At 33.0% G+C, this 21,346-nt stretch carries 18 protein-coding genes; 4 read left to right on the top strand and 14 right to left on the bottom strand.

Translation table 11 applies throughout. The annotated features are described in order from the left end of the window. Positions 1-47 precede the first annotated feature (47 nt). The 8 genes from M0M57_RS15740 to M0M57_RS15705 form a co-directional block, all read right to left on the bottom strand. Positions 48-461 (bottom strand): hypothetical protein, encoded by a 414-nt coding sequence (locus M0M57_RS15740; protein ID WP_248434055.1) that lies wholly within the window; start codon positions 459-461, stop codon positions 48-50. Between the two features lie 150 nt (positions 462-611). Continuing rightward, the gene (locus M0M57_RS15735) at positions 612-2,441 is read right to left on the bottom strand and encodes a BamA/TamA family outer membrane protein (protein WP_248434054.1); all 1,830 of its coding nucleotides are present in this window, start codon (positions 2,439-2,441) and stop codon (positions 612-614) included. A gap of 52 nt (positions 2,442-2,493) precedes the next feature. Beyond that, entirely contained in the window at positions 2,494-3,024 is a 531-nt protein-coding gene (locus M0M57_RS15730) for a mechanosensitive ion channel domain-containing protein (RefSeq protein WP_248434053.1), read from the bottom strand. Between the two features lie 9 nt (positions 3,025-3,033). Beyond that, a complete protein-coding gene (locus M0M57_RS15725) occupies positions 3,034-3,621 on the bottom strand; it encodes a Maf-like protein (protein WP_248434052.1) in 588 nt (195 codons plus the stop codon). Next, on the bottom strand, positions 3,614-4,495 hold the full coding sequence (locus M0M57_RS15720; protein ID WP_248434051.1) for a geranylgeranylglycerol-phosphate geranylgeranyltransferase: 882 nt from the start codon (positions 4,493-4,495) through the stop codon (positions 3,614-3,616). The genes M0M57_RS15725 and M0M57_RS15720 overlap by 8 nt, the downstream gene beginning before the upstream one ends. A gap of 278 nt (positions 4,496-4,773) precedes the next feature. Then, positions 4,774-4,914: a hypothetical protein gene (locus M0M57_RS15715; protein ID WP_248434050.1), complete on the bottom strand. Its 141-nt coding sequence runs from the start codon at positions 4,912-4,914 to the stop codon at positions 4,774-4,776. An 8-nt stretch (positions 4,915-4,922) separates the two neighbouring features. Continuing rightward, positions 4,923-5,450 carry a KdsC family phosphatase gene (locus M0M57_RS15710; protein ID WP_248434049.1) on the bottom strand — a complete coding sequence of 176 codons (528 nt, stop codon included), beginning with the start codon at positions 5,448-5,450 and terminating at the stop codon, positions 4,923-4,925. Further along, the gene (locus M0M57_RS15705) at positions 5,434-6,195 is read right to left on the bottom strand and encodes a Rossmann-like and DUF2520 domain-containing protein (protein ID WP_248434048.1); all 762 of its coding nucleotides are present in this window, start codon (positions 6,193-6,195) and stop codon (positions 5,434-5,436) included. Before M0M57_RS15705 ends, M0M57_RS15710 begins: the two co-directional genes overlap by 17 nt. Positions 6,196-6,345: 150 nt before the next feature. On the opposite strand from M0M57_RS15705, the gene ccsA reads away from it, so the two are divergent. Together ccsA and M0M57_RS15695 are read left to right on the top strand one after the other, a co-directional pair. After that, positions 6,346-9,489, top strand: a complete 3,144-nt coding sequence (gene ccsA / locus M0M57_RS15700; protein WP_248434047.1) for a cytochrome c biogenesis protein — start codon at positions 6,346-6,348, stop codon at positions 9,487-9,489. Between the two features lie 74 nt (positions 9,490-9,563). Continuing rightward, positions 9,564-10,145, top strand: a complete 582-nt coding sequence (locus M0M57_RS15695; RefSeq protein WP_248434046.1) for a glutathione peroxidase — start codon at positions 9,564-9,566, stop codon at positions 10,143-10,145. 86 nt (positions 10,146-10,231) lie between these two features. Here M0M57_RS15695 and M0M57_RS15690 read toward each other — a convergent pair whose 3' ends face one another. After that, complete coding sequence (locus M0M57_RS15690) at positions 10,232-11,611, bottom strand: TlpA family protein disulfide reductase (RefSeq protein WP_248434045.1); 1,380 nt, start codon at positions 11,609-11,611, stop codon at positions 10,232-10,234. Positions 11,612-11,734: 123 nt separating this feature from the next. On the opposite strand from M0M57_RS15690, the gene hutH reads away from it, so the two are divergent. Beyond that, complete coding sequence (hutH, locus tag M0M57_RS15685; protein WP_248434044.1) at positions 11,735-13,237, top strand: histidine ammonia-lyase; 1,503 nt, start codon at positions 11,735-11,737, stop codon at positions 13,235-13,237. Between the two features lie 18 nt (positions 13,238-13,255). Here the strand turns inward: hutH and M0M57_RS15680 are convergent, their stop codons facing one another. The 5 genes from M0M57_RS15680 to M0M57_RS15660 form a co-directional block, all read right to left on the bottom strand. Then, positions 13,256-13,507, bottom strand: coding sequence for a hypothetical protein (locus M0M57_RS15680; protein ID WP_248434043.1), 252 nt, complete (start codon positions 13,505-13,507; stop codon positions 13,256-13,258). Positions 13,508-13,969: 462 nt separating this feature from the next. Then, a complete protein-coding gene (locus M0M57_RS15675) occupies positions 13,970-14,176 on the bottom strand; it encodes a DUF2283 domain-containing protein (protein WP_248434042.1) in 207 nt (68 codons plus the stop codon). A 4-nt stretch (positions 14,177-14,180) separates the two neighbouring features. Continuing rightward, positions 14,181-14,414 (bottom strand): hypothetical protein, encoded by a 234-nt coding sequence (locus M0M57_RS15670; protein ID WP_248434041.1) that lies wholly within the window; start codon positions 14,412-14,414, stop codon positions 14,181-14,183. Between the two features lie 97 nt (positions 14,415-14,511). Then, positions 14,512-15,882: a 30S ribosomal protein S6--L-glutamate ligase gene (gene rimK, locus M0M57_RS15665; protein WP_248434040.1), complete on the bottom strand. Its 1,371-nt coding sequence runs from the start codon at positions 15,880-15,882 to the stop codon at positions 14,512-14,514. A gap of 86 nt (positions 15,883-15,968) precedes the next feature. Then, positions 15,969-18,518: an ATP-dependent Clp protease ATP-binding subunit gene (locus M0M57_RS15660; RefSeq protein WP_248434039.1), complete on the bottom strand. Its 2,550-nt coding sequence runs from the start codon at positions 18,516-18,518 to the stop codon at positions 15,969-15,971. Between the two features lie 259 nt (positions 18,519-18,777). Here M0M57_RS15660 and gyrA point away from each other — a divergent pair, with 259 nt between their 5' ends. After that, a complete protein-coding gene (gene gyrA / locus M0M57_RS15655; protein WP_248434038.1) occupies positions 18,778-21,345 on the top strand; it encodes a DNA gyrase subunit A in 2,568 nt (855 codons plus the stop codon). Position 21,346 lies beyond the last annotated feature (1 nt).

Here is a 21,346-nt window from a genome sequence, read left to right as displayed (position 1 = left end):
CCGAATAAATAACTCATTCAGACTGTCTTCCCTTATTAAAACCAATTCTAATTGTAGGTTAAAGCATTTTGCTTTATTTTTTCCAGTTTTTTTCGCATTTCTTTAGCGGTAAATATTTGTGGATAGATATCTTTATGTGTTTCAATGTGTTTTTCAGGATTGTCTTCGTTCACTAAGCCATTTATTATTTCATAATTTTTGTTGAATAATGAGTAGCCTCTGTAATCATTTGGAATTGATTTTTCGCGAATCCATTCACCACTTTTTTTATAAATATATTCTTTTTTATGAGTGTCAAAGTAAGCTTGAAGATTTGGATAATAGTAGTAACGAATTGAATCTAAAGGAACTTGAATTTGGTTATATTCTTCTAAATTATACACCGAAGAATAGGACTGACTCAATAAAAGTTTTGTTGGAAATAAAAAGAAAATAATTAAAAACAAACATACCCTTTTCATGACTTATTAGATTAAAATTAATAAAATCGTAAGTGGTATTTTTTAATTAAGTTATCGAAATGAATAATGTCATGTAAAGATAATTAAAATATAAATGAAAAATAGTTAATATTTGATTTATTTTATAAAAAATTTGTTAAATACTTAAATTTATTGATACAAAACAACTCTTGGTTTATTAATTTCAAAATCTAAATAACCAAAATCATCTGTTTTAAACGTATTAGATTTGAATAAATTTTCACCATCATTAGGTATACTTGGGTAGTAGGCAAAAGAAATTTGGAAAGAATTAAATACTAAGTAGTCATTTGTAATCAAAACACCCATTCCTAACTTAGCGTATCCCTTACTTTTTTGGAAATCGTATTCTGTATTTCCCAAAAACGCCATTGAAAAATTAAAAAATGGACTGAATCGAAATCCGGCCCAATCCCAAGGAGAGTAGGATTGTGTTTGAAAAGAAAAAATCATTTTTTTTGTTCCTAAAAACTTAGGATCATTAAATCCTGAAATTCCGTTTGATTCATTTATAGATATTTTATCGCCTTGAATGTCTAAGCGATGACCTCCAAGAATTATATCACTTTTAAAAAACTGACGTAATTTCCATCTTCCAAATTCCATTAAAGGAGTAAAATAATTTATTTGAGCAACAAAAGCACTTTGTTCGTTTTTTTTGTCTCTAAAAAAAGTACCATATTCATAATTTGTACTTAAATAGCCCCATTTAAAATAATTCCCAAATGTTGCTCTCGCTCCAACATACCATCGATTATCAAAGTTCTTGAGTTGATTTCCAATCGTAACTCCGTAATATTTTCCAATCGGAATATCTTCCACAATATCATAGTTAAAAACAAATTTTTCTTGAACGAATTTTCGGGAAGAAATTCCAATTCCACTTAACCAAAAAGATTCATTTGTATAAAAATCGATTGGGTCAAAATCACTGGTTATGTCTTCTAAATAGTTTATTTTTAAATATCTTAGAGTAGTAACAAAGTTAGTTGATCGTTCATTCACATTATTCTCTCTCGTGATATCAAATGAATGGCCTCCCCAAATATCTATCGTATTAAATTTAAAAGTCTGCAGTTTATATTCTTGACTAAAATCCGGCAAACTATCTCTTCGTAATCTATTTTCCAAAAAAACACCACCGGCCCAGCGGGTATAAGGAGAGAAAAATCTTCTTTCCATTTCAATACTTTTAGCATAATTATTATCTAAATCAATTTGATAATTGAATGCCGTTTGAACATAACTATTTCTAATATTTGGAATAACATAACGTGTTGAAAAAGCATTTCTTTTGTCGTCTAAATCATGTTGAAAACGATTGTCCCATAAGTGGCCAGTTCCGAGAAAGTTACGTTCAGTTAATTCATAAGATCCTCTTGAAGAAGATAAACTGGCATTAGGAATCAAACTCCATGAATCTAATACTGTAATGTTTATATCTACACTGTCAGATTGTGCTGAGACTAATTCACTAGAAATATCTACCCTTCTTATAAATCGTTGCGAACGTATTAAACGCTCTGTCTCTTTAATCATCAAACTGTCATAGGGTTTATTTCGTTTAATAAGAACAATATTTCTAATGGCAAATTTTTTAGATTTTACATGGATAGAATTGGCAGCTTTTTCAGTAAATCGTTTTGGCTTTTTTGCTGTATCTTTTTCAGAATATCCAAATGGATCAAGAGTTTGAATATTAATATTTCGAATGATTTTACCCTCGTAAAGAGTATGATTTTTTTCAGGAATTTTTACGCTTTTTGGTTTAATTGGAGTGACTTTTGTAGTCTTAAAAACAAGTTTATGAAGAAACTTTGTAAAGTTATTTTTTTTAGAGTAGTTTTCAATTCTTTTATAAGTAAGTGAAGTTGAATCTGTTTCTGTTTTTTTCTCTTGACCTGAGGAAAACAAAAACAAACAGAGAAAAAATAGCGTAAAAAAGTGTTTTTGGTTCATATATTTATTGCAATATAACGCTAAAACCAATTAAACTACTATAAATAAAATGTTAATCTATGAATTCCTTTTCTTCTCGTGGAAATTTAATCACAGTAACCCCTTTTTGAAGTAGTAAGCTATTTGGATATGTGATAAGTTCGCCTTCTGCAGTTTTCAAATACGTGTGAAATCCTCTAATATCTTCGATTTCTGCTTCTATCGGAAAATCTTTATCGTGAATTCTGATGGTATCACCAATTTTGAAAGGAGCCGAAAAGAACAAAATAATTCCTGATGAAACATTACTCAAAATGGACCATTGAGCAAACATTGCCACGCCAATTACAGCAAAAACAGAAGAGGTAACTAAGATAACATTTTGTGGTTTTACACCCCAAATAATGAATAATTCAATTATTGTGATTATTCCAATTAAAATATTAAAATACTTGATAACAAGATTTGTTCGATGCACAAGGATTTCACTAACTCGAGCAAACCTTCTAACAATTTTCGCAACTAATAAACGTAAGATAATAGCAATAACAATAACTATGCCCGAAGCAACAACTTCTTTTATATATAAATTAACAAACTCCATGGTGTTGAATTAGGGGACAAAAGTAAGCATTTTTTGATAAACTAAATGCATTGGCATCCCAACAACATTGGTATATGAACCTTCAATTTTACTGATGCCAACATAGCCAATCCATTCTTGAATGGCATAACTTCCGGCTTTGTCAAACGGTTTGTAATTGGTTAAATAGTAACGAATTGCTTCATCAGAAAGTTCACGAAATGTTACTTTTGTGACTTCATGAAATGTTTCGGTTTTTGAATTTGTTTTAAAACACACTGAAGTAATCACTTCATGCGTAGAATTAGACAAAGATTGTAACATTTTAAAAGCATCTTCTTCATCTTTAGGCTTACCTAAACATTGATTGTTGTGCCAAACGATAGTGTCGCTCGTGATTAGAATTTCGTTTGGTTTTAGTTCTCCATCAAATGCTTTGGCTTTTAATTCCGCTAAATAATTAGTAATTTCTTGTGCTTGAAGATGTAGCGGATAAATTTCTTCCACTTCTTTTAAACGAATTTCAAAATCAATGTCTAAATCTTTAAAAAACTGTTGTCTTCTGGGCGAACCCGAAGCTAAAATTATTTTATACGATTTTAGTTTTTCTCTAAGCATTTGTATTGATTTTGATGTTATATGTAATCACAGCAATCGACAAAATCCCAAAGAAAATAACCCATTTTAAAATGATACTCAAATGACGAAAATCTGAACTGGATTTAGCATTCCAACTTTTAATTAAAGCATATAAAAGAGGACCAATAACTAAGAAAAGTACATATAAAACAGCATAATACAAGTTAAAATCCATCAAATGCTGATTCGTATACCAAAATATAATAGCAATTGCAGCAAGCAATAAAACGAAAATTATTTTAGCTGTTCTGTTAATACCCAAAACAATTGGAAGCGTTTGCATTCCTTGGTTATAATCACCTTTTGTATCTTCCGCATCTTTAATTATTTCCCGAATAAAATTTACTACAAAAGCAAAAATGGCATAATCGGTAAGAATTTTAAATAGTAAACCCATTTTCTCACGATTTCCATCATAAGTAGCCGGATATAAATCAAATACACCAATAATTAAAACACTTAACCCAAGAATAAAAGCAACTAAAAGATTACCTAGCAACAACATCTTCTTCAAAGTGGTTGCATAAAAATAAAGACAGGCTGCAATGAAGATGAAAATCGTAGCAAAACTTGGTTTATTAATTAAATTGGAAAGATAAAAACCAATGGCAACACCGGCAATATTAAGTCCTACATAAATATTATAGGCTCTTGATTCGGAAATGGCTTTTCCAACAATTACTTTCTCCGGTCGATTGATGGTATCGGTTTCCTGGTCAAAAATATCATTAATTACATAACCAGCCGCTGCCAATAAAACAGTGGATAAAACAAATAGAAAATACTGCCAATCCGCCAATGCTAAATATCCATCTTGTTGGTTTAAAAATCCGTATCGGAAAATTAATTGCATTAAAGCAAGTAGGAGTAGGTTTTTGTATCGTATTAATTTTAGATAAATCATCTTGTTAGTTCAATTGTTTTTTTATGAAAATTTAGTCGCTTTTTGCCTGTTTTGCAGGAGATTCCTTCGCCAGTTCGCTATCGCTCGTGTCCTCTTTCGACTGCGTCATCTTTCGGAATGACAAAAAGTAACTTAGTGCTATTTTTCTGCTTCGTAAGAGATTACTATTTTCGACTTCGTCATCTTTCGGAATGACAAAAAGTAACTTAGTGCTATTTTTCTGCTTCTTAAGAGATTACTTTTTCGACTTCGTCATCTTTCGGAATGACAAAAAGTATAGCTTTTTTGCCTGCTTCGCAGGAGATTCCTATTTCGACTTCGTCATCTTTCGGAATGACAAAAAGCATTTCGTTTCTTCCATCTTCCATCTTCCATCTTAATCATGCTTCCCATCATAATACAAATGCCATTTCCCTTGCACTTTCATCACTTGTTCAATGACTTCACGAACGGCACCTTTTCCACCGTTTTTATGCGAAATGTATTTTGAAATTGCTTTAATTTCCGGACTCGAATCTTGCGGACAAGTAGGTAATCCAACCAATTTCATCACGTGATAATCGGGAATATCGTCACCCATATATAAAACTTGTTCCGGATTTATGTTGTAAATAGCACAGTATTCTTTGAATGTTTTCACTTTATCGGGCGAACCTAAATAGACATCAGAAATGCCGAGATTTTTTAAACGAATTCGAACGCCTTCGTTACTTCCGCCGGAAATTATACAAACGTGATAACCGCTTTCAACCGCAGCTTTTAACGCAAAACCATCCCGAATATTCATAATGCGAAGCATTTCGCCCGTTGGGGTAATATGTACAGAACTATCCGTAAGAACGCCATCTACATCAAAAATGAAGGTGGTTATTTCATTCATTAATTCTTTATAGCTTTTTGCCATCGTCAATAATAGATTTAGTTAGAAGTTTATAAATTTCCTTTTGATTTTCATCAGACAAAAAATTCAAATGGGTATTGATTGTTTCGCTATCATTCCTTTTGGCTGGTCCGGTTTGAGCATTTTCAGGTGATAAATGGATGATTTTTTGAGCCGTTTCAATAATCAAAGGCTTCAATAATTCAAATGAAAGTTGATTTTCTTCACAAATTTCATTTCCGATTTTATACAAATGATTGACAAAATTACACACAAAAACTGCTGCCACGTGCAATGCTTTTCGTTGTTCAGATGAAATAGATTGTACAACCGATGAAATAGTTTTAGCAACAGTTTCAATTGTTTTAAAATCTTTCTCAACTTCAGCTTCCAAACAAATCGGAATTTCTTTAAAATTAACCGGTTTATTTTTAGTAAATGTTTGTAACGGATAAAAAACACCTTGACGATTTTTTGAATCCAAAATTTCCATCGGCATGCTACCGGATGTATGAACAACTAATCGATTTTCAAATGGAAGTTTTGTCGAAACATCAGCAATCGCATTATCCGAAACGGCAATTAGGTATAAATCCGCTTGTTTAATTTCAGCAAAATCAGAAACAATTTTATCCGAAGAAATCAAATGCGAAACACTTTCTTTTTGCCTCGAAAAAACCTGAACGAGCTCAATTTCATCACTTTGCAAAAAAGCAGAAATCAAATGTTGAGCTACATTTCCTGAACCGATAATAACAATTGAAACCATGCGTCAAAAATAATAAAAACAGAGCCGATTTCCGATTAAAATTGATAAGAATAAATGACTGATTAAACTTACCTTAAAAATTCTATAAAAATAGATAAGATTCTTTCTTTTATAAGTATTTTTGTGCTTTCAAAAATTACCCTTCTCAAAATGGACAAAAAAATACTTTCCTTCCTTTTTTCCACACGTTTAATGGCTTTTTTATTCATCGCATTTGCAGCAGCGATGGCAGTTGGAACCTTTATCGAAAATGATTATAATACAGATACAGCCCGAATCTGGGTTTATAATGCTTGGTGGTTTGAAGTAATTATGGTATTTTTTGTCATCAATTTTATTGGAAATATTAAACGTTATCAACTTTGGAAAAAGGAAAAATGGGCTACTTTATTATTGCATTTTTCATTTATCTTCATTTTAGTTGGAGCTTTTATCACTCGATACATTAGTTTTGAAGGGATGATGCCAATTCGTGAAGGTGCTTCAGAAAAACGTTTTTATTCTGATAAAACGTTCCTCACGGTTTTAACCGATGGCGATTTCAGAGGTGAAACCAAGCGAAAAACCATCGAAAAACCGCTAATTTTATCGCAAGCAGCCAACAATAGTTTTACGATTAACGATAAATTTGATACGAAACCATACACCATTCGCTATAAAAATTTTATAATGAATGCCACCGAAAGCATCAAACCGGATGAAAGTGGCGAAACGTTTTTAAAATTAGTCGAATCGAGTGGAGGAACTCGTCACGAACATCATTTAAAAGAAGGCGAAGTACAAAGTTTACACGGAATTCTTTTTGCCTACAACAAAGAAACAGACGGAGCTATTAACATCATTCAAGATGGAGATTCCTTTTTTATCAAATCTACTTTTGGTGGCGATTTTATGCGAATGGCCGATCAAATGAAAGGGTTGGTTTTGAAAGATTCCCTGCAACCATTGATGTTTCGTTCGCTTTATAACATTGCCGGAGCTCAATTTGTTTTACCCGACGCACCTGTGAAAGGTAAAAAAGAATACGTTTCCAACAACGATTGGAAGGATATGTCAACTGATGATGCTTTGATTGTTGAAGTAGAAGCCAATGGTGAAACAAAGGAAGTGACTTTAGTTGGTTCCAAAGGAAAACAAGGCGTTCCGCAAACAGTGACAATGGGTGATTTGGATATCACATTGATGTTTGGAAGTAAAATTTACGAACTTCCTTTTAGCATTCATTTAAATGATTTTATTGCCAAAAGATATCCCGGAACCATCAACAGTTATTCTGCTTTTGAAAGTAAAGTGACCGTTTTAGATGGCGATAAAAAGCAAGATGCTCATATTTATATGAACAATATTTTGGATTACAAAGGCTACCGATTTTTTCAAGCTCAGTTTGATCAAGATGAAAAAGGAACAATTCTGTCGGTAAATCACGATTTCTGGGGAACTTGGCTCACGTACATCGGTTATTTTTTACTTTACATTGCGATGATGGCGATTTTATTTGATAAAAATACTCGTTTTAACGATATTAAAGTGAAGTTGGAAAAAGTGAAGAAAAAGAAATCCGCCTTATTGTCTCTTTCATTTCTACTTTTTTCGTTGGTGGGATTTTCTCAAAATGCTGAGGAGAATCACAATCATCAACGACCTTCATTAGCAGAAGTTGAGAAGTTTCTGGAAACCACCATTCCAAAACCCGAACACGCAGCCAAATTTGGTCGTTTAGTGATTCAAGATGCTGGTGGAAGAATGAAACCGGTGAATACTTTTTCGTCGGAATTACTACGAAAAGTGAGCAAAAGTGACAACTACAAAGGATATACTTCTGATCAGGTTTTTCTATCGATGTCGCAAACCCCAAACGCTTGGTTTGAAGTGCCATTAGTGTTTTTAAATCGAGGAAATGACAGTATTCGAAATGTTTTAGGCATTGAAAAAGATGCTAAATATGCTCCATTCATTAGTTTTTTTGACGAAAAAGGAAATTATAAATTAAGTCCATTTTTAGACGAAGCGTACAAAGCAGCTATTCCTAATAAATTTCAAAGTGATTTTATTGCTGTAGATAAAAAAGTAGTGCTTTTAAATTCGGCTTTAAGCGGAAGCATTCTCAAAATTTTCCCTGTTCCGAATGATGATAACAACAAATGGATTTCGTATTTAGAATTAGATGAATACCAAGATACAGAACTTGCCAACCTTAAAAATATTCTTCCGGCTTATATGCAAATTTTAGGAGAGGCAAGTAAAACGCAAGACTATCAAATGGCTGATGACATCATCGGTGGAATGGAAAAATTTCAAATCAAGTACGGAAGTGAAGTTCGTCCATCTGATAAAAGAATTGATTCTGAAATATTATATAACAAATATGATATTTTCAAGAATTTGTATTATTTGTATATGTTAGCGGGTGTTTTGATGTTGATTTTTACGGTAATTCAAATTGTAAAATCATCTAAATTCATCAATTATACGATAAATGCTTTTCATATTCTAATCGGATTTTTCTTTGTCTTACATACGTTAGGGTTAATTGCCCGTTGGTACATTTCAGGTCACGCACCGTGGAGTGATGCTTATGAAAGTATGATTTATGTAGCGTGGGCAACAATGTTTTTCGGATTGGCATTTGACAGAAAATCGAAGTTAACCGTTGCTTCGGGAGCTTTTGTAGCATCGATGATTTTAATGATTGCTCATTGGAGTTGGATGGATCCTTCGATTGCGAATTTACAACCGGTTTTGGACTCCTATTGGTTGATGATTCACGTGTCAGTAATTGTAGGGAGTTATGGACCATTTACGTTAGGAATGATTCTAGGAATAGTGTCGCTTTTATTGATTTTGTTAACCAATGAAAAAAATAAAGAACGAATGAAACTAAGCATTCAGGAAATCACTTACATCAACGAAATGGCGTTAACCATCGGTTTGGTAATGCTTACAATCGGTAACTTTTTAGGAGGACAATGGGCCAACGAAAGTTGGGGACGCTATTGGGGTTGGGATCCAAAAGAAACGTGGGCTTTGATTAGTATTATGATTTATGCATTTGTGATTCATGCTCGATTTGTGCCTTCGTTACGTGGAACCTGGGTGTTTAATTTAATGAGTATTTTCGCCTTCTATTCAATTATGATGACGTATTTTGGTGTGAATTTTTACCTAACCGGATTGCATTCGTATGCCAGCGGAGATAAAGTGGTAACGCCAAGTTTTGTTTATATTTCTGCGATTTTGATAACATTGTTAGGGATTGCTTCTTATTTCAAATATAAAAAATATTATAAAAAATAGTTTAGTAATCATTTGTGATTTGTTTAGTAGGTTCATCGTTTATAAAAATGTAAATTTGAAATAAAATAAGTAGTATGAAATCATCTTTTTTAATCATTTTTTCTTGTTTTATGTTGATGAGTTGTCAAAACCAAGCTCAAACTAAAAAAGAAAATACAGCAACAGAAACCACTATGAAACAATCAATTTATACATTTAAAGTAGAAGATTTGGAAGGAAAAGAATTTGATTTTGCTTCGTTGAAAGGCAAAAAAATCATGGTGGTAAACACCGCTTCCAAATGCGGATTAACGCCACAGTACAAAGATCTTCAAGCATTGTATGAAGAATATAAAGATAAAGGATTAGTGATTATCGGTTTTCCTGCGAATGATTTTATGTCGCAAGAACCGGGAACGAATGAAGAAATCGGAGCTTTTTGTGAAAAGAATTACGGCGTAACTTTTCCGATGATGAGTAAAATTTCGGTGAAAGGAAAAGAAATGCATCCGATATATCAATTTTTGACCCAAAAAGCACAAAATGGTTTGCAGGATAGCGAGGTAGGATGGAACTTTCAAAAATATTTACTAAATGAAAAAGGTGAATTAGAAAAAGTTATCAGTCCGAGAACCAGTCCCAAAGATCAAGAAATATTGGATTGGTTGGCTAGTTAATTTTTGTTTTTGAAAAAAAAGTAAACCATTTAGAAATTAAATTAACTTCTAAATGGTTTAATAAAAAATTGAATGTTTGTTTAAACTTACAACCCAACTTCTTTCAATAATTCTTTTAATTTAGCATCAGAAGGTCTTGGTGCATCTGAATTGATGATTTTGCCTTCGGTATCTAATAAGATAAATCTCGGAATTCCATCGATGGCATATTTTTTCACAAAATCAGATTCCCAGGCATTATCCGCAAATAATTGAATTCCTTTTAGTTCTTTATCAGCTACCATTTTTTTCCATTTTTCGAGGTCTTTTTGATCATCAATAGAAATGCTGACAAACTCGATGTTTTTTCCGTGGTATTCTTTTTCAACTTCTTTTAAAGCTGGAATTTCTCTAATACATGGTCCACACCAAGTTGCCCAAACATCAATGTAAACAAATTTTCCTTTCAAACTTTCTAAAGAAGTTTTTCCGCCATTTATATTTTCATAATCAAAAGTAGGAGAGGGCAAACCTTTAGCAATACCTTTTAAAATTTCAAATTTTTCAGTTAATTTATCTTTATACTTTTCATCAATTGAATAACTCAACATTTCTTTGTACACAGCTTCTAAATTTGGAGTTGTACCATTCAATTCATACATCATATTTTTGACCATTTCACTTTGAATGAGTTTACTTTTTATCGTTTTTAAAGTAGCAAAACCTTTTTCAATAGGTGTTTTTGTTGAATCTGCTTCGGAATACATTTTTTCGGAAAAGTGACTTCCGCTTAAATTACGATAGGAATTGGAGAATTTAAATAATTCTTCATTATCCAAAGAAAAATCAGTACCAACTTTTGGAAAACTTTCTGAAGCTTTGAATTCTCTATTGTCAGTAAAGTATCCGTGATAAGACGGATATTGTTCATACAATTTTAAAACATGATAATCGGCATCTAATTTTTCGAGTTTTACAAAATTTTGATTGGTTAACTTTGCTTCATCCAATGTTTTTAAAATTTCTTTTTTGTACAATTCATTTTTTTCAATAAAAGCTTTTTCATCTAAAGTGAATAACGGTTTAACCCCTTCCATATCATTCATTTTACCATAAATCGACTCAATTACTTGATGTTTTTTAGACATAAAATTATTTTCATCAGAACCACTTCCTTTGAAAGTAAATGATTTTTCAAACTCTTCCGCATTGTTTTCGATATTCAATTGAAATCCATTTTCTAAATAAATGAACCGTTGTTTTTCATCATTTAGAACCAATGAATAAAGTCCGTCATAATCCAATTGAAGCGTGTCCGAAAATGTTCCGTCTTCATTTAAATTGATTTCTTTTGAAAAATTCAACCCTTCTAGTTTGATGGTTTTTGACTCAGCGTTTGCAATTTTTCCTGATAATGTGGTAATAACTTCTTTATCCTGACAGGAAATAAAGCAAATTACGGAGAGTAATGCGATAATTTTTTTCATGGTATAATTGTTTAGATTCTCAAAAGTAAGAAATTCAATTCATAATTTGTTATTAAAAAAACCACAATTATGTTGCATTTATGCAAACGTTTGCGGAATTTTGAAACCTCAACCAATAATTAAATGGATCACTATCATTATATCAGTTCCGACCTACTTTCGTTGGAAACCATCAACCAAATTTTACTTGAAAATAAATCGTTGGCTTTATCAGAAGAAGCGAAGGTTAACATTCAAAAATGTCGGGATTATTTAGATAAAAAAATGCAGTCACAAACCGATCCTATTTACGGAATTAATACCGGATTTGGGTCGTTGTGCAATGTGAAAATTTCAACTGAAAACCTTTCGCAACTTCAGGAAAATCTTGTCAAATCTCATGCCTGTGGAACAGGTGATGAAGTTCCGAATTCAATTGTGAAGTTGATGTTGTTGCTTAAAATTCAATCGTTGAGTTACGGAAATTCCGGTGTTCAATTGGAAACAGTGGAAAGATTGATAGAATTTTTCAACAATGATGTTTTACCAATAATTTATACGCAAGGTTCATTGGGAGCTTCAGGTGATTTAGCTCCGTTAGCACATTTAAGTTTACCATTATTAGGCGAAGGCGAAGTTTATTTTGAAGGAAAAAAAGTGCATTCTAAAGAAGTGCTTGCCCATTTTAATTGGAAACCAATCGTTTTACAATCCAAAGAAGGTTTGGCTTTGTTGAACGGAACGCAATTTATGAGTGCTTATGGTGTTCATATTTTATTAAAATCATATAAATTATCCTATTTGGCGGATTTAATCGGAACCATTTCTTTGGAAGGTTTTGATGGTCGAATTGATCCGTTTAACGAATTGATTCACCTAGTTCGTCCACATAAAGGGCAAATTGAAACAGCTCAGCGAATTACTGATTTTTTAGATGGAAGTCAAATTATAAATCAAAAGAAAGTTCACGTTCAAGATCCATATTCTTTCCGATGTATGCCGCAAGTTCACGGTGCTTCAAAGGATACAATGGATTATGTGCGAAGAGTTTTTCGAACAGAAATCAATTCTGTAACCGATAATCCGAATGTTTTTGTAGGCGAAGATATTATAGTTTCCGGTGGAAATTTCCATGGACAACCATTAGCTTTAGCATTAGATTTTCTTGGAATTGCATTAGCTGAATTGGGAAGTATTTCGGAAAGAAGAACCTATCAATTAATTTCCGGTCTTCGTGGATTACCCGCTTTTTTAGTTGACAATCCAGGCTTGAATTCCGGTTTTATGATTCCTCAATACACGGCTGCGAGTATCGTAAGTCAAAACAAACAATTAGCCACTCCGGCCAGTATTGATAGCATTGTTTCCAGTAATGGTCAAGAAGACCACGTGAGTATGGGTGCGAATGCGGCGACAAAATGTTTTAAAATTATTGAAAATCTAGAACGTATTTTAGCCATTGAATTAATGAATGCTTCGCAAGCCATTGAATTCAGAAGACCTTTGAAATCCAGTGAATTTATTGAACAATTTATCGCTTCTTACCGTACCGAAGTTCCTTTTGTAAAAGAAGATCGCATTTTGCATTATGATATTGAAAACTCTATTGCTTTTTTGAGGAGTTTTGAGATTGAGGTGGAGAATTGAATTAGTTTGTTTAATTTTTTATTCCTTATTCTTCTTTATTTTTTCTAAAGATATAATACAAACCCAGTCATATAATTTAATTATGTCCGAAGGTTTTGCATCTCCAGGGCAAGAAATAAGATTTCCAGTTTTGTTACCATAAATTACAAGTACTGGAGTTTTTTCCTCTATTTCAGTTGGTATATTAGTAAATGCTCTTGATTGTAGTAATTTTAAATCTAAATTTTCAAATTTCTTTGGTGCAGATAAGCTTAAATATTTTATTCCCAAGTCAACACTGTTCTTTTCAATTGTGCTATTTTTAACGTAGATTCTGATGAATTCGTCTCCAAAATTTCTATTTAAGGGATTTATACCGTATTTGTTAATTACATCTGAGACTAATTTTGATGTACTCTTTTTTTCTTCATTAGAATATTCCTCTAAAATTATATCAAAGTCATCATTTAGTTTGGCTCTAACATAAAATTTGTAAGTTTCTATTCCAAAAAAGAATTTAGATATGTTTTCAGAATCAGATTTATCAAATGAATATTATTCATTATTTAATCCTTGAGAAAAAGCATTAAAATAAGTAGATATTAAAATTAATAATAAGTAAACTGTTCGTTTCATTTCTTCATAAATTTTAAAAAGTAATAAATTCTATTTTGTTTTTTATTTATTATATAAGAAGAATTGAAAATAATAATTCAACTCTTTTCTAAAATGTTTAGATATAGAATTGAAGAACTAAACCGCCAATTTTGGCACTTGATTAAATGTAAAGGATGAAATTTCAGTTTGATTTTTAGCGTGTTCAATTGTCATAGACACAATTTTACCTTCCGCATCCAATTCAATTAAAGTATTTTCATTGATATCTTTTGTCTCAACAATTTCATTATCATTAAAATAAACTAAAAGTGTATCTGTATCTTCGAAATATGTAATTTTCATAATCTTAATTTTTAAAACTTCTATCAAAAAAAGCGTTGTGAACAGTTTCTTTATCCTCTAAAATGATAATTCTTAAATATTTTTCTACATCTTCAATGTATGCCCAACGTTTAATTCTCCCGTCAGATTGTATTGTTTCAAAAATTGGATTTTCAAATACAAAAACAATCCATTCTAATTTAATATCTTTTCTGTCATTTCTTTCTCTTGTGGCTAAAAAATAGTTTGTAAATTTCATTTTTTTTATGGCTGATATAGAATTAATTCAAATTTATGTAATTATATACAATAAAACAAGATTACGATTTTAAGAAAAAATTATTTAAAATTATACTTTACTTCACCCTAAAATTCTTCTCAATCGCTTTAATCATTTCCCCCGCAATATCTTTATTAGTAGCACCTTCAATTCCTTCTAAACCGGGAGACGAATTTACTTCCAACAAAAGCGGTCCTTTACTCGATCGGATAATATCAACTCCGGCAACTTTTAATCCCATCGCTTTGGCAGCTTTAACGGCAATGATTTTTTCTTCTCGAGTAGGTTTGATAACCGAAGCTGTTCCACCTAAATGAATGTTAGCTCTAAATTCTCCTGCCAATGCTTCTCGTTGAATGGTAGCAACCACTTTTCCATCAATCACAAACAAACGCAAATCTTTTCCGTTGGCTTCTTTGATGAATTCTTGAACTAAAATATTGGCGTTCAGGCTCTTAAATGCGTTAATTACACTTTCAGCTGCTTTTTTAGTTTCGGCTAAAACAACTCCTTTTCCTTGTGTTCCTTCTAAAAGTTTTACAATTAAAGGTGTTCCGCCAACCATTTTTATTAAATCATCTGTATCTAATGGCGAATTGGCAAATCCGGTTGTTGGAATGTCGATTCCATTATTTAATAGCAATTGCAACGAATATAATTTATCTCGCGACTGCGTAATTGCGGAAGAAGAATTCAAACAAAAAATCTTTAACGCTTCAAATTGACGAGTTAACGCACAACCATAAAAGGTGATATTCGGTCGAATTCTAGGAATGACTGCGTCCAATTCATTCAAAACTTTTCCACCACGGTAATGAATTTCAGGTGTGTCGGCATCCAATTTCATATAACATTCTTTGATGTTTAAAAATTGCATTTCGTGACCACGGCGTTCACCGGCTTCCATTATTCTTTTATTGCTGTATAGTTCAGGATTACTGGCCAAAAGCCCAATTTTTAAACCCGAGCGTTCTTTCAAAACATCAGGATATAAATCTTTTAATTTATCTGTTGAATTATCACCTAACAAATATTTCCTTTCCGGATCAACCATCGCTCGTCCGCTCATCGCCTCGCGACCTAACAACATTCGGAATCCCATTGAATCTCGGTTAGTCAAAGTCATTTCAATCACCCAATGCGAATCACCTAATTGTAATTGCGTTTGAATGACAAAACGTTGCTCACGAAATCCGCTGGAACTTTTTACAACACGTTTATCAATTAATGGAGCTTGACAATGAATGATGGTTTTGACATTATTTTGAATCGGATTAATATCAAATTTCACCCAATGCTCACCTTCTTTAATAAATGGACTGATGTTGATGGCATGTAGGGCAGAAGTTTTGGCTCCGGAATCTACCCGTGCTTTTATAGTTGGAATACCAAGTTCTGGAAAGGAACACCATTCTTCGCTACCTAAAATTAATTTGTTGTCTAACATTTTTTGATTGATGATATAAAAAAGCCACGAATTCACAAATAGTTTTACTTTAATTCGTGAATTCGTGGCTTACAATTTAGTTATATTTAACTCGTTGGTTTTTCTGCTTTTTGAACTTTTACGTTTAATTCTTGAGCATCGTCTTCAATATCCATAAAGATTTCGTCACCTTCTCCAATTTTGGAAGTGATAATTTCTTCGGCTAAAGAATCTTCAACATATTTTTGAATGGCTCTTTTTAACGGTCGTGCTCCAAATTGTTTGTCAAAACCTTTATCAGCTATAAATGCTTTGGCTTTATCAGACAAATTCAACGTATAACCTAAATCTTTAATTCGAGCATATAATTTTTTCAATTCGATTTCGATGATTAAATCGATATGTTCTTTTTCTAATGCATTGAACACAATTACATCATCAATACGATTTAAAAATTCAGGAGCAAAGGTTTTCTTTAAAGCATTTTCAACTACACTTTTTGAATGATCGTCCGCTTGCGAAACTTTTGCGGCAGTACCGAAACCAACACCTTGACCAAAATCTTTCAATTGACGAGCTCCCACATTGGAAGTCATAATGATAATGGTATTTCTAAAATCGATTTTTCGTCCTAAACTGTCCGTTAAATAACCATCATCCAACACTTGCAACATCATATTGAAAACATCCGGATGAGCTTTTTCAATTTCATCTAATAGAACAACACAATACGGTTTGCGACGCACTTTTTCGGTTAATTGACCACCTTCTTCGTAACCAACGTATCCCGGAGGTGCTCCGACTAATCTGGAAATCGCAAATTTTTCCATGTATTCACTCATATCAATACGAACTAAAGCATCTTCAGAATCGAATAATTCTTTCGCTAAAACTTTCGCTAATTGTGTTTTTCCAACACCGGTTTGACCTAAGAAAATAAACGAACCAATCGGACGATTCGGATCTTTCAATCCGGCACGATTTCGTTGAATCGAACGAGCAATTTTCATTACTGCTTCGTCTTGACCAATTACTTTTCCTCTGATTAATTCAGGTAAATGAGCTAATTTATTGCTTTCAGTTTGAGCGATTCTGTTTACAGGAATTCCGGTCATCATCGAAACGACATCGGCAACATTATCTTCGGTAACTGTAATTCTATTGTTTTTAGAATCAATTTCCCATTGTTCCTGTGCGATTGCTAAATCTTTTTCGATGCGTTTTTCATCATCACGTAATTTAGCCGCTTCTTCATATTTTTGTTTTTTAACGACAGTATTTTTCAATTCGCGAACATCTTCCAATTGTTTTTCAAGTTCCAAAATTTGTTTCGGAACTTCGATGTTGGTGATGTGAACGCGTGAACCGGCTTCGTCTAATGCATCAATGGCTTTGTCCGGTAAAAATCGATCAGACATATAACGACTGGTCAATTTCACACAAGCATCAATTGCTTCAGGTGTATATGTCACACTGTGATGATCTTCATATTTACCTTTAATATTATTCAAGATTGTAATCGTTTCTTCAATGGTAGTAGGTTCAACAATCACTTTTTGAAAACGTCTTTCCAAAGCACCGTCTTTTTCAATATATTGACGGTATTCATCTAACGTTGTAGCACCAATACATTGAATTTCGCCTCTGGCTAAAGCAGGTTTAAACATATTCGAAGCATCCAAAGAACCGGTTGCTCCACCGGCACCAACAATGGTATGAATCTCATCGATAAACAAAATAATGTCATCATTCTTTTCCAATTCATTCATCACCGCTTTCATTCTTTCTTCAAATTGTCCGCGGTATTTTGTTCCGGCAACTAAACTTGCCAAATCAAGTGTAACTACTCGTTTGTTGAATAAAATTCTGGATACTTTCTTTTGTATGATTCGCAATGCTAAACCTTCGGCAATGGCAGATTTACCAACACCCGGTTCACCAATTAAAAGCGGATTGTTTTTCTTTCTTCTGCTTAAAATTTGTGAAACACGTTCGATTTCTTTTTCTCGACCAACTACAGGGTCAAGTTTTCCTTCTTCGGCCATTTCGGTTAAATCACGGCCAAAATTATCTAGAACAGGCGTTTTCGATTTTTTATTGGTTTTACTTCCGGGATTATTAAAGTTGCCTTCTTTTAAACTGTCATCTTGTCCTGAATCTTCATTAAAAGATTCGTTTTTTGGGAAGCTGTCAGTATATTCGTCTTCGTTGTTATTAGGTATCATATTCAAATATTGTTCTTTCGCTATATCGTAATCGATTTTTAGCTTGTTAAGTAATTTTGTTGTCGGATCGTTCTCGTTCCTTAAAATACAAAGCAAAAGATGTGCCGTACTGATGGAAGAACTCTGAAAAACTTTGGCTTCCAAAAAAGTAGTTTTTAACGCTCTTTCCGCTTGACGGGTAAGGTGAAGATTCTTTTTTTCGTTACCCACTTCAGCATTTGGGTTGGGCGGACTAAGTATTTCTACTTTCTTACGTAAATATTCTAAATCAATATCTAAATTGCTCAAAATAGTGATTGCTTTACCATTTCCGTCTCTCAAAATTCCTAGCATCAAATGCTCAGTTCCAATAAAGTCGTGCCCTAAACGCAAGGCTTCTTCTTTACTGTACGTGATTACATCTTTGACTCTTGGAGAAAAATTATCATCCATAGCAGTTCTTTTTAAAGGTAAATTTACTAAATATGGTTGGTAAATGCAAAAACTATTCCCATTCATATCTACTGTCAGCTAATTGACAAAAAATATTTGAATTATGAAAGTTAAAGTTACGTTTAATTATTAACTAAAAAACACCTCATTTTTGTTAATAAATCATTGAAATTAGTTCAATAAAAAGCTTTCAAAAAGTACAAAAATCCGTATATTAGCACGTTTTGAAATAATTATAATTTTTAACCAATAAATACATATGTCTGAAGGAGAAAAGTTGATTCCTATTAACATCGAGGACGAAATGAAATCAGCGTACATCGATTATTCGATGTCAGTAATTGTGTCACGTGCATTGCCGGATGTTAGAGATGGTTTAAAGCCTGTACACCGTAGAGTACTTTACGGAATGTATGATTTAGGAGTTTTTTCGAATAGAGCTCACAAGAAATCCGCTAGAATTGTCGGAGAAGTTTTAGGTAAATATCACCCACACGGAGATACATCTGTTTATGATGCAATGGTTCGTATGGCTCAAGAATGGAGCTTACGTTATCTTTTAGTAGATGGTCAAGGTAACTTTGGATCGGTGGATGGAGATAGTCCGGCAGCGATGCGTTATACTGAAGCCAGAATGCAAAAGATTTCGGAAGAAATTATGGCCGACATCGAAAAAGAAACCGTTGATTTTCAATTGAATTTTGATGATACTTTATATGAGCCCAAAGTAATGCCAACTAAAGTTCCTAATCTTTTGATTAATGGAGCCTCCGGTATTGCGGTTGGTATGGCAACCAATATGCCACCTCACAATCTTACAGAAGTTGTTAATGGAACATTGGCTTACATTGACAATAATGAAATAGAGATTGATGAATTGATGGAACACATCAAAGCTCCTGATTTCCCGACAGGCGGAATCATTTATGGCTATGAAGGTGTTCGTGAAGCATTCAAAACCGGTCGTGGTCGTATCGTGATGCGTGCTAAAATCGCTTTTGAAGAAAGTAATGGAAAAGATGCAATCATCGTAACCGAAATTCCATATCAGGTGAATAAGGCTGATATGATTAAGAAAACGGCCGATTTAGTTAATGATAAAAAAATTGAAGGTATTTCGAATATTCGTGATGAATCGGATAGAAACGGAATGCGAATTGTGTACGAATTAAAACGTGATGCAGTTCCGAATGTGGTGTTGAATACCTTATATAAATTCACACAATTACAATCATCATTCAGCGTAAATAACATTGCGTTAGTAAATGGTCGTCCACAAATGTTGAATCTAAAAGAGTTGATTCATTATTTTGTTGAACACCGTCACGATGTAGTGGTTCGTAGAGCTAAATTCGATTTGCGTAAAGCTGAAGAAAGAGCTCACATTTTAGAAGGTTTAATCATTGCTTCAGATAATATTGATGAAGTAATTGCTTTGATTAGAGGTTCGAAAGATGGAGATGAAGCTCGTACAAAATTAATCGAACGTTTCTCATTATCTGAAATTCAAGCTCGTGCGATTGTTGAAATGCGTTTGCGTCAACTTACCGGTCTTGAGCAAGATAAATTACGTGCAGAGTACGAAGAAATCATGAAATTGATTACGCATTTAAGAGAATTATTGGCTAACAAAGATTTGAGAATGCAAGTGATCAAAGATGAATTGGTTGAAATTCGCGATAAATATGGAGACGAAAGACGTTCTGTCATTGAATATGCCGGAGGTGATGTAAGTATTGAAGATTTAATTGCTGATGAAAATGTAGTAATTACAATTTCGCACGCCGGTTATATTAAACGTACAAACCTTTCAGAATATAAAACACAGAATAGAGGAGGAGTTGGACAAAAAAGTGCAGGAACAAGAGATCAAGATTTCTTAGAGCATTTGTTTGTGGCGACGAATCATCAATATATGTTGTTCTTCACTCAAAAAGGAAAATGTTTCTGGATGAGAGTTTATGAAATTCCTGAAGGAAGCAAAACGTCAAAAGGAAGAGCGATTCAGAACTTGATCAACATTGAAAATGATGATAAAGTAAAAGCGTTCATTTGTACTCAAGATTTGAAAAATGAAGAGTACATTAATAGTCACTATGTGATTATGGCAACTAAACAAGGTCAAGTTAAAAAGACGTTGTTGGAGCAATATTCACGTCCGAGAGTGAACGGAATTGCTGCTATTACTATTAAGGAAGACGACGAATTGTTAGAAGCAAAATTAACCAACGGAAAAAGTCAAATTTTAGTGGCTGTAAAATCCGGTAAATTGGTTCGTTTCGAAGAAAGCAAAACACGTCCAATGGGAAGAGGAGCTTCAGGAGTTCGCGGAATTACGTTAGCGGATGATAAAGATGAAGTGATTGGCATGGTTTCTGTAAATGATATGAGCAGTGAGATTTTGGTAGTATCTGAAAATGGTTATGGAAAACGTTCTTCATTAGAAGATTATCGTATCACTAACCGCGGAGGAAAAGGAGTGAAAACCCTTAATATTACTGATAAAACAGGAAGATTAGTATCAATTAATAGTGTTACGGATGCCGATGATTTAATGATTATCAACAAGTCAGGACTAACCATCAGAATGGAAGTTTCCGATTTAAGAGTAATGGGAAGAGCCACACAAGGTGTCCGATTAATCAACATCAAAGGAAACGATTCAATCGCTGCAGTAACGAAAGTTATGAAAGAAGAAGCTGCAGAAGAAGTTGAGTTTGAAGATGTAACTGCTGCCGTTTTAGAGGGTGATTCAACATCAGAAAATACTGATTTTGATGATGATACTGATGAAACAACAGAAGAAAACGAAGAAACCCAAGAATAAT

The sequence above is a fragment of the Flavobacterium azooxidireducens genome (assembly GCF_023195775.1).
In the GTDB taxonomy this organism is placed as follows: domain Bacteria; phylum Bacteroidota; class Bacteroidia; order Flavobacteriales; family Flavobacteriaceae; genus Flavobacterium; species Flavobacterium azooxidireducens.
Note: the sequence above shows the minus strand (reverse complement) of the source record. Positions and strands in the feature narration are given on the sequence as shown.

Coding starts and splice junctions, on each gene's coding strand:
- M0M57_RS15695 (WP_248434046.1), top strand. CDS start 9,564: ATGAAATCATCTTTTTTAATCATTTTTTCTTGTTTTATGTTGATGAGT.
- ccsA (WP_248434047.1), top strand. CDS start 6,346: ATGGACAAAAAAATACTTTCCTTCCTTTTTTCCACACGTTTAATGGCT.
- M0M57_RS15715 (WP_248434050.1), bottom strand. CDS start 4,914: ATGGAAGATGGAAGAAACGAAATGCTTTTTGTCATTCCGAAAGATGAC.
- hutH (WP_248434044.1), top strand. CDS start 11,735: ATGGATCACTATCATTATATCAGTTCCGACCTACTTTCGTTGGAAACC.
- M0M57_RS15675 (WP_248434042.1), bottom strand. CDS start 14,176: ATGAAAATTACATATTTCGAAGATACAGATACACTTTTAGTTTATTTT.
- gyrA (WP_248434038.1), top strand. CDS start 18,778: ATGTCTGAAGGAGAAAAGTTGATTCCTATTAACATCGAGGACGAAATG.
- M0M57_RS15730 (WP_248434053.1), bottom strand. CDS start 3,024: ATGGAGTTTGTTAATTTATATATAAAAGAAGTTGTTGCTTCGGGCATA.
- M0M57_RS15725 (WP_248434052.1), bottom strand. CDS start 3,621: ATGCTTAGAGAAAAACTAAAATCGTATAAAATAATTTTAGCTTCGGGT.
- M0M57_RS15710 (WP_248434049.1), bottom strand. CDS start 5,450: ATGGCAAAAAGCTATAAAGAATTAATGAATGAAATAACCACCTTCATT.
- M0M57_RS15660 (WP_248434039.1), bottom strand. CDS start 18,518: ATGGATGATAATTTTTCTCCAAGAGTCAAAGATGTAATCACGTACAGT.
- M0M57_RS15705 (WP_248434048.1), bottom strand. CDS start 6,195: ATGGTTTCAATTGTTATTATCGGTTCAGGAAATGTAGCTCAACATTTG.
- M0M57_RS15735 (WP_248434054.1), bottom strand. CDS start 2,441: ATGAACCAAAAACACTTTTTTACGCTATTTTTTCTCTGTTTGTTTTTG.
- M0M57_RS15670 (WP_248434041.1), bottom strand. CDS start 14,414: ATGAAATTTACAAACTATTTTTTAGCCACAAGAGAAAGAAATGACAGA.
- M0M57_RS15690 (WP_248434045.1), bottom strand. CDS start 11,611: ATGAAAAAAATTATCGCATTACTCTCCGTAATTTGCTTTATTTCCTGT.
- M0M57_RS15740 (WP_248434055.1), bottom strand. CDS start 461: ATGAAAAGGGTATGTTTGTTTTTAATTATTTTCTTTTTATTTCCAACA.
- rimK (WP_248434040.1), bottom strand. CDS start 15,882: ATGTTAGACAACAAATTAATTTTAGGTAGCGAAGAATGGTGTTCCTTT.
- M0M57_RS15720 (WP_248434051.1), bottom strand. CDS start 4,495: ATGCAATTAATTTTCCGATACGGATTTTTAAACCAACAAGATGGATAT.